We start from the raw sequence: 14,523 nt of genomic DNA on the forward strand, positions 1-14,523 counted from the left end.
GGTGAGGCGCTTATGACTGCACCCGATCATATCACCGTGGGCGGTGCCCCCGAGGGGCACGACGCCCGCCTGGTTCTTCAGGAAGTGGCCCGGCAAGGCGGGCCCGTCGTGCACGTCGCGCGCGATGACAAGCGGCTGGCGGCCATGCGCGCCGCGCTGGCCTTCTTCGACCCCGCCATGCCGGTGCTGCATTTTCCGGGTTGGGATTGCCTGCCCTTCGATCGGGTGTCGCCCCATGCCGATATCTCGGCCGCGCGGATGGCCACGCTGGCCGCGCTTGTTCACGAGATGCCGCAGCGCTTCGTGCTGTTGACGACGCTCAACGCCGCGACCCAGCGCGTCCCCGCCCGCGAGGTCCTGCAAGAGGCCGCCTTCACCGCCCGCGTGAGCGAGCGCATCGACGAGGAGGCCCTGCGCGGCTTTCTGGTGCGCATGGGCTTTTCACAGGCCCCCACGGTGACCGAGCCGGGCGACTACGCGATCCGGGGCGGCATCATCGACATCTACCCACCGGGCCATGCCGGGCCGGTGCGGCTGGACCTGTTCGGCGATGTCCTCGATGGTGCGCGGCGGTTCGATCCGGCCAGCCAGCGGACCACGGAAAAGCTGGACAAGGTCGACCTCGCCCCGGTCTCGGAGGTGATCCTCGACGAGGCCGCGATCACCCGGTTCCGGCAGAATTACCGGCTGGAATTCGGCGCGGCGGGCAGCGACGATCCGCTTTACGAGGCGGTCAGCGCCGGCCGCAAGCATCAGGGCATCGAACACTGGCTGGGCTTCTTCCATGACCGGCTGGAAACGCTTTTTGACTACCTGCCCGGCGCCACGATCACGCTGGACGATCACAGCGCAGCGCAGCGGCAGGCACGCTGGGACACGATCGCCGATCAATACGACGCCCGGCGCGAGGCGATGGCGGCCACGGGCCGGGTCGATACCGTCTACAAGCCCGCCCCGCCCGAAACGCTTTACCTCGACCCCGAGGCCTGGGAGGCGGCCACCACCGGGATGCGGCGGTTGCAGTTCTTGGCCCTGCCGCAGGCCACCGGGCCGGGCGTGATCGACGCGGGCGGCCGCGTGGGCCGCAATTTCCTGCCCGAACGCCAGCAGGAAAGTCTCAGTCTTTTCGGGGCTTTGGCCGATCATATTCGCTCGAAACTCGAAGATGGGCCGGTGGTCATCGCCTCTTACTCGGATGGCGCGCGCGAGCGGCTGACCGGCCTGATCGAGGACGAGAACCTGGCCGAGGCGATCCCGGTGACGGACTTTACCCGGGTCGGTCGCCACGGGCTGCATCTCGCGGTCTGGGCGCTGGAACACGGCTTTGAGGCGCCCGAGGACGCGGGCCGTCTGACGGTGATCTCGGAACAGGACGTGCTGGGCGACCGGCTGATCCGCCAGACCAAGCGCCGGCGCAAGGCCGAGAACTTCCTGACCGAGACGCAGGCGCTGACTCCGGGCGACCTCGTGGTCCATGTGGATCACGGCATCGGGCGCTATCTGGGGCTCGAGGTGGTCAGTGCCGCCGGGGCCGCGCATGAATGCCTGGTGCTGGAATATGCCGAGGCCGCCAAGCTTTACCTGCCGGTCGAGAACATCGAGCTGCTGTCGCAATACGGCCACGAGGAGGGCCTGCTCGACAAGCTGGGCGGTGGCGCCTGGCAGGCGAAGAAGGCGCGGCTCAAGGAACGCATCCGCGAGATGGCCGAGCGGCTGATCCGGGTGGCCGCCGAACGCGAGTTGCGCACCGCCCCGGCCATGACCCCGCCCGAGGGCATGTGGGACCAGTTCCTGTCGCGCTTTCCCTACCAGGAGACCGAGGACCAGCTGCAGGCTATCGAGGACGTCACCGAGGACCTGGAATCGGGCCGGCCCATGGACCGGCTGATCTGCGGCGACGTGGGCTTCGGCAAGACCGAGGTGGCGATCCGCGCCGCCTTCCTGGCCGCCATGTCCGGGGTGCAGGTCGCGGTGATCGCGCCCACGACGCTGCTGGCGCGCCAGCACTACCAGAGCTTTGCCGACCGCTTTCGCGGATTTCCCGTCAACGTGCGGGCGCTGTCGCGTTTCGTCGGCACCAAGGAGGCCGCCGAGACCCGCGACGCCATGGCAAAGGGTACAGCGGATATCGTTGTGGGCACCCATGCGCTGCTGGCCAAGAGCGTGAAGTTCCAGAACCTGGGGCTGCTGATCATCGACGAGGAACAGCACTTCGGCGTCCAGCACAAGGAACGGCTCAAGCAGCTGCGCACGGATATCCACGTGCTGACCCTGACGGCGACGCCGATCCCGCGCACCTTGCAACTGTCGCTGTCGGGTGTGCGCGAGTTGTCGGTGATCGGCACCCCGCCGGTGGACCGGCTGTCCATCCGCACCTATGTCAGCGAGTTCGACACCGTCACCTTGCGCGAGGCGCTGCTGCGCGAGCACTATCGCGGCGGGCAGAGCTTCTTCGTGGTGCCGCGTGTCTCCGACCTGCCCGAGATCCAGGCCTTCCTGCGCGACGAGGTGCCCGAGGTCAGCGTCGTCACCGCCCATGGCCAGATGGCGGCGGGCGAGCTGGACGACCGCATGAACGCCTTCTACGACGGCAAGTATGACGTTCTGCTGGCCACGACGATCGTGGAATCGGGGCTGGATATTCCCACCGCCAATACCATGATCGTGCATCGCGCCGACATGTTTGGGCTGTCTCAGCTCTACCAGATCCGGGGCCGGGTGGGCCGCTCCAAGACGCGCGCCTATGCCTATCTGACCTACCGGCCGCGCCAGCGCCTGACCCCCCAGGCCGAAAAGCGCCTGCGCGTGCTGGGCTCCATCGACACGTTGGGGGCGGGCTTTGCGCTGGCCAGCCAGGATCTGGATATTCGCGGGGCCGGCAACCTGCTGGGCGAGGAACAATCGGGCCAGATGCGCGAGGTGGGATACGAGCTTTACCAGTCGATGCTGGAAGAGCAGATCGCCAAGATCAAGGCGGGCGAGACCACCATGGTCGAGGATGGACAGTGGGCGCCGCAGATCAACCTTGGCGTGCCGGTGCTGATCCCCGAGGACTATGTGCCCGACCTTGACGTGCGGCTGGGGCTCTATCGCCGCCTGTCGGGGCTGCAGACCAAGGTCGAGCTGGAGGGCTTCGCCGCCGAGTTGATCGACCGGTTCGGACCGCTGCCCAAGGAGGTCAACACGCTGATGCTGGTGGTGCGGATCAAGGCCATGTGCAAGCGCGCCGGGATCAGCCACCTGGACGGCGGGCCCAAGGGCGCGACAATCCGGTTCCACAATGACAAGTTCGCCTCGCCCGAGGGGCTGGTGCAGTTCATCAAGGATCAGCGCGGCCTGGCCAAGGTCAAGGACAACAAGATCGTCGTGCGCCGCGACTGGGGTCGCGATAGCGACAAGATCAAGGGCGCCTTCGCCATCGCGCAGGACCTGGCCAAGAAGGTGAAAGAAGCGCAGGCGGCGTGAAACGGGCCGTCGACGGCCCGTTACCCTCCTGCGGGGACGCAGGAGGGCGCGGTGTCGTCACCGCGCGGTGACGGCCGTCCGCCCCGCTCAGTCCGTGTCACGCCGGATCATCGTGGTCAGCCAGAGGGCCAGTGTCGCGCAGACGAACACAGCCAGCGCCAGCGGCAGGGGCGTGCCGTCGAAGGCCAGCCCCACTGGCACCGCGATGAGCACCGCGCCCACCGTCCCGATCGAGGCCATGATCGAGGCGGCCATGCCGGCGATATGGCCCATGGGCTCCATCCCCAGGGCGTTCAGGTTGCCCAGGGTCAGCCCGGCCTGGAAGAACAGCGAGGTCGTCCAGAAGACGTAGAGGTAGAACTCCAGCGCGCCGAAGACCCCGGTCCAGATCGCGCAGGCCGCCAGCGCCGACAGGCCGATCTGCACGGTGAACATGGCCTTGACGATGGCCCGCATGCCCAAATGCATCACGATCTGCGAATTGAGAAGCGTGGCCGAGGCGGCCACCAGGGCAATCCCGCCGAACCACAGCGGAAAGCTCTCGGCGCGGCCATAGGTCAGATCGAAGATCTGCTGGATCGAGCTGATTGTCGCAAAGAGCATGCCGAAGGCCAGGGTCTGCACCGCGATGGAGAGCCGCACGGTGGGGTGGGCCGCCATCTCCTTGATGGCCGCCCAAAGCACCGAGAGCCGCAGCGGGCGACGGTCGGCGGCGGCCAGCGTCTCGGGTTGGCGCAGGCCCAGCCAGGTCATGCCGATCAGCGAGAAGATGACGAAGGCCAGAAAGATGCTGCGCCAGCCCGAGAGGTCCATGATTACGGCGCCCAGGCTGGGGGCGATGGCCGGGATCAACGAGAAGATCATCATCACGAAGGACATGATCCGGGCCATGCCGCGCCCGGCGTATAGGTCGCGCACCAGGGCCAGCGCCACCACGCGCGGCGCCGAGGCGCCCAGCCCCTGCAGCACCCGCGCGGCCAGCATGGTTTCCAGCGTCGGCGCGAAATAGGCGGTCAGCGCCGCGGCGCAATAGATCAGCGCGCCCCCGATCACCACCGGCTTGCGCCCGAAGCGGTCGGAGAGCGGCCCGGTGAAGATCGTGCCCAGCCCCATGCCCAGCACGAAACTGGTCACGATCAGTTGCGCCAGGTTGGGGGCCTCGGGCGAAAGCTCGGCGCCGATCTGGGGCAGCGCGGGCAGCATGGCGTCGATCGAAAAGGCGATCGAGGCCATGAGCATCGCGGTGAGCGCGATGAACTCCGGCGTCGGCAGGCGCCGGGGCGGGGACGGTGCAGCGGGCGCCGCCGTGGTATCTGTCATGCGTCGGGTCCTTTTCCCTCGAGCGACTCGAGGCGTTTCTCGGCTTCGGCTGTCTTGCGTCGCGCCTGGCGCAGCTCGGCCCGGGCGCGCATCCGCCGCTCCACGGTCATGTTGCTGACCTGGCGGATCACGGCGGCAAAGACACCCAGCCCGGCGAATATGAACACGGTCGTCGCCAGCTTGCCGATCACGGTTTGCGGCACAAGGCTGCCATAGCCCACGGTCGAAAGTGTCACCACCGTGAAAAAGAAGCTGTCGACCCAGGACCAGTCTTCGACGATGTGATAGAAGACCGTGCCGCCCCCGATCAGGCCTGCGAGCGTGCCGACCAGGATCCAGAGACCGTCATTGCGCATCGCCCGCATCCCCGAGTTTCGCCATGATCTCGCCCGTTACCTGGACCCAGAGGTCGGGCGGCTGTGCGCCGGGTACCGCGTGCTGGCCCGCGACGATGAAGGTGGGCACCGATTGGACGCCCATCTTGCGGGCCTCGGTGTCGCGGTTGCGGATCTCCTCGGCATCGGCCCCGGCGGCCAGCAGGCGCGACACCACGCCCGCGTCCATCCCGGCGCTGTCGGCGATGTCGCACAGCGTGTCACGATCGCTGATGTCGCGGCCTTCGGTGAAATAGGCCTCGAAGAGGGCCTGCACCACGGGGGCCTGGCGGTGCTCGATCCCGGCCCAGTGGATCAGGCGGTGCGCGTCCAGCGTGTTGGGCGTGCGCGCGATGGCCTCGAGGTCGATCGTCAGCCCGGCCTTCTCAGCATGGTCCTGCACCGGCAGATAGGCCTTCACCGCGCCCTCGCGGCCGCCGAACTTGGCGTCAAGATAGGCGCGCCGGTCCATGCCCTCGGGCGGCATGTCGGGGTTGAGTTGAAACGGGTGGTATTCGATCTCGAAGGGGTGGTCGCCCACCTGTGCGAGCGCCGTGTCCAGGTTGGTCTTTCCGATGTAGCACCAGGGGCAGACAGGGTCCGAGAAGATATCAAGCTTGACCATGGTCGGTCTCCCACTCTGGCCGCAGGGCGCGGCGCAAGAGCTTGTTGTTGGCGCCATGGGCAGGGCGGCGCGATGAATGAAAAGCCTCGGGCCCTTGTAGCCGGCCGGGCTGCGAGACGCAAAAGCGGCAAGCTTGGCCTCGGGCGGCCATGTTGACAGGGGCACAGGGGCAGGGTGCTGGGCTATCCCCGCGGCGGTGCGCGTGCAAGTGCGCAGGCCCCAGACGACCTGCGCGCGCGGTGCGCTATTCCTCCGCGTCCCACCACCAGACATCGGGCTGCCAGCCGGGCCAGTCGCCGAAGATGGGCATGGTCTCGGGATAGTGCAGCCTCTTGTCGTGGGCGATGCGGGTCACGTTCCACTGGTAGATCGGGATGGCGTAGCGCCCGGTCGTAAGCAGCCGGTCCAGCGCCCGGGTCGCGGCGAGAAAGTCCTGCTGGCTTTCGGAGGTGAGCAGCCGGTCGATCATGGCGTCGACGGCCGCGGACTCCACCCCCATGAGGTTGCGTCCGCCGGGTTCGTCCACCCTGTCGGAGCCCCAGTAAAGCGACTGCTCGTTGCCGGGGCTCAGCGACAGGCCGCGCCGGAAATAGGTCATGTCGAAGTCATAGGCATCCAGGCGCTCGCGGTATTGCGCGCTGTCGATCACCGTGACGGTCGGCGCGATGCCCAGCCGGTCGAGCGCCTGCACGTAGATGTCGATGATCGTCTGGGTCTCGTCGCTGCCCGATTGCAGCACGATCTCGAAGGTGAAGGGCCGGCCCTGCGCGTCAGCCATGACACCGTCCTGCACCGTCCAGCCGGCCTGTTCCATCAGGTCCAGCGCGGCGGTGATGCCGGCGCGGTTACGCTCGGTGCCGTCCGAGGCGGGCAGGGCATAGCCCGTTAGCGCGTCCTCGGGTATCTGCTCGGCGTAGGGTTCGAGGAAGTCGCGCACGCGCCCCTCGGCCGGGCCGGGCCGCATCGCCAGCGGCGAATTCGAGAAATACGAGGTGATGCGTGGCTGCGCACCGCCGGTCAGCGCCTCGTTGATGAATTCGAAGTTGAAGGCGTGCAGCATGGCGTCGCGCACGCGAAGATCGGCGAATTGCGGGCTGCGCGTGTTCATCACGAAGCCTGTCATCCCCGAGGGGCGTTCGTGCGGCAGCACGTTGCGCACCACGTCGCCAGTCTTGACGGCGGTGAAGTCATACTGGCTGTCCCACTTGGCCACGTTGAATTCGCGGTTGAAGTTCACCGTGCCCACCTTGAAGGCCTCGAAGGCTGCGGTGGCATCGCCGAAATACTCGATCCGCAGGGTGTCGAGGTTGTGGGTGCCGTTGCGGAAGGGGACCACCCCGTCGCCCCAGTAGTCCGGATTGCGAGTGAATTCCACAAAGCGGCCCTGCTCGTGATCGCCGACAAGGTAGGGCGACGAGGTCACGGGGATATGCTCAAACCCGTCGGTCTCGGCAAAATCGACGCCCTCGTATTGCGCCTTTTGCAGGATCGGGCGCATCCCCGCCAGCAGGGCCAGTTCGCGATCCTCGGTGTCGAAGGTGAAGCGGACCGAGCGTGGCCCGGTCTGTTCCATGGCGGCGACCTTGGACCAGAACCCGGCGTAGCGGCCGTGCCCCTTGGTGCCCAAAGTCTCGTAGGACCACATGACATCCTCGATCGTAACGGGGCTGCCATCCGAGAATTCGGCCTCGGGGCGCAGGGTGAATTCGACCCATTCGCGATTCGGCCCGGTCTCGACCGATTCGGCCAGAAGCCCGTACAGCGAGAAGGGTTCGTCGAGCGACCGGGCCATCAGGCTCTCGCCCATGAGAAAGCGCAGCTGCCAGGGCACGGCGCCCTTGCGCACGAAAGGATTGAGACTGTCGAAGTTGCCGATATTGGCCGTGACCATCTCGCCACCGCGCGGCGCGTCGGGGTTGGCATAGGGCAGATGCGCAAAATCTGGGGGCAGGTCGGGGTCGCCATACATAGCTATGCCATGCTTGGGCTCGGCCTGGGCCGCACCGGCCACCATGAGCGCGGTGGCGACAATGGCGGCGATCCGGCCACGTCGGGGGAAAAACTCTGGTCTCATTTCGTGGACAATCCCTCTGCGCCTTGTGTGCCTCATTCAAAAGCCTAGAGATCGCTGTTAGTCTTTTCAAACTTTTAGCTTGGATCGCGGCGGCGGATTGCATATAAGGAAGGCACTGCTCGATAGGTTTCTTGCCTGTATGAAACCTGCCTCAATAACTGAACGCCGGCCTTGTGCCGGCGTTTTTTTCTTTGAGGGTCAGCGGAACGGCCAAGACAGGTCGGGGCGCGGGCCGACTCAATGCGATCGGCTCAAGACCGAGCACGGGTCCAATGATACCAGCCCTGACGCTGCCTGCGGTCAGTCCTCGTGCCGGCCATGTCCGATCCGATCGGCCAGCTTGTCCAGCGCCTCGGGCATTTCGTCGTGTTTTTCGCCGGGGTAGACCAGCCCTGCCGAGATCACCAGCTTCGCAGCATCCTCGACTGTCATGTCCAGTTCGATCACATCCTCGCGGGGAAAAAACAGCAGATACCCTGAGGTCGGGTTCGGCGTGGTCGGCACGAACACCGAGGTCATGGGACCGACGCCCGCCTTGTCGACCAGTTCGCCCTTGGTCTGCGTCGAGATGAAGCCCACCGCCCATATGCCCCGGCGGGGATATTCGATGAGGCAGGCGCGGTCGAAACTCGTCTCGGTCTGTGCAAAGACGGTCTCGGCGATCTGCTTTGCGCCGTTGTAGACCGAGCGCACCACCGGCATCCGCGCGACCAGCGCCTCGCCCCAGCCCAGGAAGGACCGGCCGATCAGCCCCTTGGCGATCCAGCCGACGATGAAGGTGAAGATCAGGAAGATGACGACGCCGACGCCACGGACGTTGACCTCGATGTAATTGGGGTGGGTCGGATCGGCGCGGCCGAAGTCATTGACGTGGCCCAGCAGGCGGTTGACCAGGTCCTCGGGGTGGTAGGCCTGGGGCACGAAGGGCCAGACGAACCCATCCACCCAGCCGATCAGCGTCCAGATCAGCCAGACCGTCAGCCCGATGGGCGCGATCACGATGATCCCGGCAATGAAATTGTTGCGCAGGCCCGTGATCAGGCTGCCGCGCGGCCGGGGGGGGTCTTTGGGCTGTCTGGTCACTTTGGCTGTCGCTCACCTTACGCGTCATCGCTTATGTAGGCGATCTCGCGCGGTCGGACAATGCAGCACGGCCCCGGGCAGGCTCGTCAATCGGCGGAATTGCACAGGCTTTTGGCAATCTCGGCGGCAAGGCGCGCATTATTGCGCACCAGGGCGATGTTCGCGGTAAGCGAAGCCCCCTCGGTCAAGGCGTAGATCCGGTCAAGCAGGAAGGGCGTGACGGATTTCGCCGCGATTCCCTGCGCCTCGGCCTCGGCCTGGGCCTGCGCGATCAGCGGCGCGAGGGTCTGCGCCGGGATCTCGTCGGCCTGTGGAATCGGGTTGGCGACCAGTTGTCCGCCCGTCAGGCCCAATGCGGCGCGCATGGCATGGGCGGCGGCGATCCGTGCGGGGCTGTCCATCCGCAGGGGGGCGGCCAGCGCCGAGCGGGCCGACCAGAAGGCCGGCAGGCTGTCCTGGCCATAGGCGATGACCGGCACGCCGAGGGTTTCGAGCACCTCCAGCGTCTTGGGGATGTCGAGAATGGCCTTGGGCCCGGCGGCAACGACCGTCACCGGCGTGCGCGCCAGTTCCTGCAGGTCGGCGGAAACGTCGAATGTCGCCTCCGCGCCGGGGTGGACGCCGCCAATGCCGCCGGTGGCGAAGATCGCGATGCCCGCGAGACGCGCGGCGATCATGGTGGCGGCGACGGTGGTGGCCCCGGTGCCGCCCGCGGCCATGCAGGCGGCGAGATCGGCGCGGCTGAGCTTGGCGACATCCTCGCACGCGGCGAGCCGGTCCAGCTCGGCCGGGGTCAGGCCGATGTGCAGATGGCCCGACAGAACGGCGATGGTGGCGGGTACGGCGCCGCTGTCGCGGATGTCCTGTTCGACCGCGCGGGCGGTCTCGACATTCTGCGGGGCGGGCATGCCATGGGTGATGATGGTGCTTTCCAGCGCCACGATCGCCCGGCCGGCGGCGCGGGCCTCGGCGACCTCGGGGGAAAAGTGAAGGTCTGTCATTGTGGGCTTTCTCCGGAAACATGGGCGGCCGCGGCATCGAGCGCGCGGGTCAGGGCGGTGTCGGGGTCCATGCCCTGCACCTCGGAGGCGATATGGGCGGCCATGAAGGTGTCGCCCGCGCCGGTGATGCGGGTCACCAGAACCTCGGGCGGGCGGGCGCTGCGCAGGCGGTCGCCGCAGGCCTCGGCGGCCATGGCGCCGCCATCGGTGACGAGGGCGCGATGGACCCCCTGCGCGACCAGGCCTCGGGCGGCACGGGCGGCATCGTTGAAGGATGTTCGGCAGATCAGGCCTGCCTCTTCGCGATTGACATAGAAGGTGGCCGAGGGATGGCCCAGCAGCGCCAGCAGCCGCGTGGCCTTGCCGGGGCTGGCCGGGGCCACGCGCAAATCGGCGGCGCGAAACAGCGGCGAGGCGGCGATCCGCATCAGCAGCTCATGGGTCAGGTTGCCATCCAGGGCGACCGGCCCGGTCCAGGGCGCGGCTTCGCTGGCCAGGCGCCCGTCCGCCAGCGGCCGCAGGATCTTGTCGCCCACCTGTTCGAGCGAATGGGCGTCGGCAATCGCGGCGATCAGCCCGCCCGCGCCCTCGATGGCCATGTAGCTGTCGGTTGGCAGATCCTCGGAGCGGTAGAGCGTGGCGGTCTCGAGGCCCAGCCGCGCCGCCTCGCGCACCAGGTCCTCGCCCTCGGGATCGCGGCCCACGGCGGAGAGCAGCGCCGGGCGCAGCCCGAAGCGCGCCAGGGTCATGGCGATGTTCATGGCCACGCCGCCGGGCAGGCGGATGATCCGCCCGGGCACATCCGACCCGGCCCGCATCGCGACAGGCGCGCGGCCGATGATGTCCCACAGGACCGAACCGATGCATAGGATGTCGGGCGGCATCATGGCGCGCAGCTATTGCGCGCGCCGCGCCGGGGGTCAACCGCTGTGACGCGGTGTGCTGCGCACGCCGGATGACCGGGGCAGGGGGCTTTCTGCCCCCTCTTGGCCTGCGGCCAATTCACCCCCGAGGATATTTTCGGCCAGAAGAAGCCTATTCCGGAATGGCGAAGGTCAGCGCGGCCCAGAGGGTTTCCCAGACCACATCGCGCGCCTCGGCCAGCTCCGCGTCGGGGCGGCGCAGCACCACGGCATCGGCCAGATAGACATGGCCGGGCTTGACGGGCAGGTTGGCGATGCCCCTCTCATCGGTGCGATGGTAGGTGACCGCGACGCTGCCGTCGGGGGCCTTCTCGAACACCTCCACCTGCGCAGCGGCGCGCGGGGCCTGGTCGTAGAGGACCTGCACGGGCAGGGTGGACGCGTCGAAGGTATAAGGGTTTTCCAAGGCGACGATCTCGGTCTCCAGACCCAGAGGCCGGTCTTGCCCGGTGCCATCCCCCACCGCCACCAGCGCCTTGACGTGGCGCGAATAGGCCTCGCCGAAGTCCGTCTCGGGCAGGCCGCGTGCGCGGTGCCGGGCCACCGCATCGTCGAAATCCTTGTGATCGGCGAAGCTTGCGAATTTTTCGAGTGTCTCGTAGCCGACCCGGGCGGTATTGGCCTCGTAGGCGAGGATGTGCAGCCCCGCGCCGATGGGAGCGGCCTCCAGCGCGGGGCGGGCGCCAAGGCGGTTCTCGATCGGCTGGACCTGCTCGCCGCGGATCATGTCGAAGCGGCTGAAGCGGCGGGGCAGGTAGCTGAGCCGCGACCCCTCGAAGTCTTCGCCATTGACAATGTCGGCCCGGAGCATAACGTTGCGCGGTATCGTGAAATCGGCAGGATCTAGCCAGAGTTCGTGGGCGAGGGTCGGGCCCGCCACGAGAGCCAGGAAAAGGGTAAGGATGCGCATGATTGTCTCCGGTTGGGATGCTGTAAAACTGACGCTGCTGGCGCTGGTGTCAACCATGCTGGTGATCGCCGCGGGGCCGGCACGCGCCCACGAGGTGCGGCCGACCATCGGTGACATGGAGGTGATCGACGACCGCCTGGCCTTCACGCTTGAGGGCAACCTGGAAAGCTTCATCGCCGGGATCGACCTGGAGGGGCTGGAGGACACCGACGCCGCCGAGACCTCGGGCGGCTACGACAGCCTGCGGGCCCTGCCGCCCGATCAGTTGGCCGAGCGCATGCGCACCTTCTGGCCCAGCTTTACCGAAGAGATGCGCGTCCTGGTGGACGGGGCCGCGGTGGCGTTGCGCCTGGACGACGTGTCGGTGCCTGAGGTCGGCAACCAGGACCTGCCCCGCGACGCGACCCTGGCGTTTTCGGCCGCGCTGCCCGAGGGGGCGCAGGCGGTACAGATCGACTGGCCCGCCCGCTATGGCGTGCTGGTGCTGCGCCAGATGGGCGTGGACGAGGGCTGGGACGGCTACCTGTCCGGCGGGCTGTCCGAGCAGGTGGCGCTGGAGGGCGGGCAGGAAATGTCGGGATGGCAGGCCTTCGCGCGTTACATCCCCGTCGGGGTCGAACATATCGTGCCGCTTGGGCTGGACCATATCCTTTTCGTGCTGGGGCTGTTCTTCCTGTCCACGCGGCTGCGCCCGCTGATATGGCAGGTCACGGCCTTTACGGCGGCGCATACGATCACGCTGGCGCTGGCCGCTCTGGGCTATGTCACTGTGTCCGCCGCCGTGGTCGAGCCGATCATCGCCGCCTCGATCGTCTATGTCGCGGTGGAAAACGTCTTCAGCCGGGGCTTGAACCCCTGGCGGCCCGTCGTGATCTTCGGCTTCGGGTTGCTGCACGGGCTGGGATTCGCCAGCGTGCTGGGGGACTACGGCATCCCCGAGACCAGCTTCATCCCGGCGCTGCTGGGCTTCAATATCGGGGTCGAGCTGGGCCAGCTTCTGGTCATCGCGCTCGCCTTCGGCCTGGTCTTTGCCGGCATCCGGCTGTCCGAGGACGGCAAGCGCAACCCGGTGGCCGCGGCTGTCTACCTGCTGGTCGCGGTGGTGGTGATCCCGCTCCTGGTGATCCCGGTCAGTGCCATGGGTGCTACGGCGGTCGAGGCCTATCTGCCGCTTATGTTCATGGTGGCCGCCATCGCCGGTCTCTCGGCGGCCTCCTGCGCGGTGGAGCGTTACGAGACCTACCGCCACATGGTCGCCATGCCCGCAAGCATCGGCATCGCCCTGATCGGGGCCTACTGGGTGGTGGAGCGGGTGTTCCTGTGACGGCGCGGCCTTGATCTGCCGGTTACCCGTGGCGGGCTATCCAGCGGTCAGGGACAATGCGCCGATCTGCAAAGGGGCCGCCATGAAATACCTCCCGCCACGACTGCCCAGCGATCCGGGTGTGACGCGCGTCAGGGACGATGCGCGCCATCCTGCGCGCATCGTCAACGGCAGCCAGACCGCGGGGCCTTGCTGACCGGGTCGCAGGGGCTGGCCACCGGGGGACCGGGTCGATCGCTCGCGACCTCGTTGCGGCTGCGGGCGCGGGTGGTGCGGTGGGACAGGCGGGGCCTGGCACCGCGCTTTGTCACGGAACTCTCGCAATACGAGTTGACCCGGCTGCGGCAGACGCAGGTTTTCCGCCAGTTGTGACGGGGCAGGCGCGGCATTCGGGGGCGGGGCCACACCGACATCCCCCTTGCCAAGCCATGCCACCACGACTATACGCGCGGAATTCGATCCCGCAGGCGGGGGCGGGTGGTTCGGAGAGACATCCCGATCCATCCACCGGTTGGCGCAATGCTGATCCCCCGTCGAGGCATGAAACCGGAAAGGAATCACACATGGCTCTTCCAGAGTTTTCCGTGCGCCAGCTGCTTGAAGCCGGCGTTCACTTCGGACACCAGACCCAGCGCTGGGATCCGAAGATGTCACAGTACATCTATGGCGCCCGCAACGGCATCCACATCATGGACCTGACCCAGACGGTGCCGATGATGGACCAGGCCCTTCAGGTGGTGCGCGAAACCGTCGCCAAGGGTGGCCGCATCCTCTTCGTCGGCACCAAGCGCCAGGCCCAGGCCCCGATCAAGGACGCCGCCGACAAGTCGGCGCAGTTCTACATGAACCACCGCTGGCTGGGCGGCACGCTGACCAACTGGCAGACCGTGTCCAAATCCATCGGCCGTCTGCGCGCCATCGACGAGACCGCCGAGGGCGGCTTTGCCGGGCTGACCAAGAAGGAACGCCTGCACATGGAGCGCGAGCAGGAAAAGCTCGAGGCCACGCTGGGCGGCATCCGCGAGATGGGCGGCCTGCCGGACCTTCTCTTCGTGATCGACGTCAACAAGGAAGACCTCGCCATCGCCGAGGCGCGCAAGCTGGGCATTCCGGTCGTCGCCGTCGTCGACACCAACTGTTCGCCGCTGGGCGTGGACTACGTGATCCCCGGTAATGACGACGCTTCGCGTGCGATCACGCTCTACTGCGATCTGGCCGCCCGCGCCGCCATGGACGGGCTGTCGGCCCAGCTGGGCGCAGCCGGGATGGACCTGGGCGAGATGGAGCCGACACCCGAGGACGCCGCCGCCGAGGCCCCGGCCGAGAGCACCGCGGCCAGCTAGGGCCGGCCGGCGTCGCAAAACTGATACCGGGCGCGGGCATATCGCGCCCCGGACGTGATCAAATCTTACAGGAGAAAGAGC

The 14,523-nt window shown here is 67.4% G+C and carries 12 protein-coding genes; 4 read left to right on the forward strand and 8 right to left on the reverse strand.

Annotated elements, in window-relative coordinates; translation table 11 throughout:
• Positions 1–12: 12 nt before the first annotated feature.
• The gene (mfd, locus tag ACH107_RS03065) at positions 13–3,465 is read left to right on the forward strand and encodes a transcription-repair coupling factor (RefSeq protein WP_412504595.1); all 3,453 of its coding nucleotides are present in this window, start codon (positions 13–15) and stop codon (positions 3,463–3,465) included.
• Positions 3,466–3,552: 87 nt separating this feature from the next.
• Here the strand turns inward: mfd and ACH107_RS03070 are convergent, their stop codons facing one another.
• The 8 genes from ACH107_RS03070 to ACH107_RS03105 form a co-directional block, all read right to left on the reverse strand.
• Positions 3,553–4,785 carry a multidrug effflux MFS transporter gene (locus tag ACH107_RS03070; RefSeq protein ID WP_412504596.1) on the reverse strand — a complete coding sequence of 411 codons (1,233 nt, stop codon included), beginning with the start codon at positions 4,783–4,785 and terminating at the stop codon, positions 3,553–3,555.
• The gene (locus ACH107_RS03075) at positions 4,782–5,141 is read right to left on the reverse strand and encodes a potassium channel family protein (protein ID WP_310691746.1); all 360 of its coding nucleotides are present in this window, start codon (positions 5,139–5,141) and stop codon (positions 4,782–4,784) included. The genes ACH107_RS03070 and ACH107_RS03075 overlap by 4 nt, the downstream gene beginning before the upstream one ends.
• Positions 5,131–5,784: a DsbA family oxidoreductase gene (locus ACH107_RS03080; protein ID WP_412504597.1), complete on the reverse strand. Its 654-nt coding sequence runs from the start codon at positions 5,782–5,784 to the stop codon at positions 5,131–5,133. Before ACH107_RS03080 ends, ACH107_RS03075 begins: the two co-directional genes overlap by 11 nt.
• A gap of 244 nt (positions 5,785–6,028) precedes the next feature.
• Positions 6,029–7,858 (reverse strand): extracellular solute-binding protein, encoded by a 1,830-nt coding sequence (locus ACH107_RS03085; protein WP_412504598.1) that lies wholly within the window; start codon positions 7,856–7,858, stop codon positions 6,029–6,031.
• 300 nt (positions 7,859–8,158) lie between these two features.
• Positions 8,159–8,941, reverse strand: a complete 783-nt coding sequence (locus tag ACH107_RS03090) for a DUF502 domain-containing protein (protein ID WP_412504599.1) — start codon at positions 8,939–8,941, stop codon at positions 8,159–8,161.
• Between the two features lie 86 nt (positions 8,942–9,027).
• Positions 9,028–9,942: a pseudouridine-5'-phosphate glycosidase gene (locus ACH107_RS03095; protein ID WP_412504600.1), complete on the reverse strand. Its 915-nt coding sequence runs from the start codon at positions 9,940–9,942 to the stop codon at positions 9,028–9,030.
• The gene (locus ACH107_RS03100; RefSeq protein ID WP_412504601.1) at positions 9,939–10,829 is read right to left on the reverse strand and encodes a PfkB family carbohydrate kinase; all 891 of its coding nucleotides are present in this window, start codon (positions 10,827–10,829) and stop codon (positions 9,939–9,941) included. Before ACH107_RS03100 ends, ACH107_RS03095 begins: the two co-directional genes overlap by 4 nt.
• A 148-nt stretch (positions 10,830–10,977) precedes the next feature.
• Positions 10,978–11,775 (reverse strand): DUF4198 domain-containing protein, encoded by a 798-nt coding sequence (locus tag ACH107_RS03105; RefSeq protein WP_412504602.1) that lies wholly within the window; start codon positions 11,773–11,775, stop codon positions 10,978–10,980.
• Between ACH107_RS03105 and ACH107_RS03110 the strand changes: the two genes are divergently transcribed.
• From ACH107_RS03110 to rpsB, 3 genes are all read left to right on the forward strand, one after another.
• Positions 11,768–13,099: a HupE/UreJ family protein gene (locus ACH107_RS03110; protein ID WP_412504603.1), complete on the forward strand. Its 1,332-nt coding sequence runs from the start codon at positions 11,768–11,770 to the stop codon at positions 13,097–13,099. The genes ACH107_RS03105 and ACH107_RS03110 overlap by 8 nt on opposite strands.
• A 189-nt stretch (positions 13,100–13,288) precedes the next feature.
• Complete coding sequence (locus ACH107_RS03115) at positions 13,289–13,471, forward strand: hypothetical protein (protein WP_412504604.1); 183 nt, start codon at positions 13,289–13,291, stop codon at positions 13,469–13,471.
• A gap of 191 nt (positions 13,472–13,662) precedes the next feature.
• Positions 13,663–14,442 (forward strand): 30S ribosomal protein S2, encoded by a 780-nt coding sequence (gene rpsB, locus ACH107_RS03120; protein WP_412504605.1) that lies wholly within the window; start codon positions 13,663–13,665, stop codon positions 14,440–14,442.
• The last annotated feature ends 81 nt before the right edge of the window (positions 14,443–14,523 follow it).

This window comes from Roseovarius halophilus (ex Wu et al. 2025) (assembly GCF_047086965.1).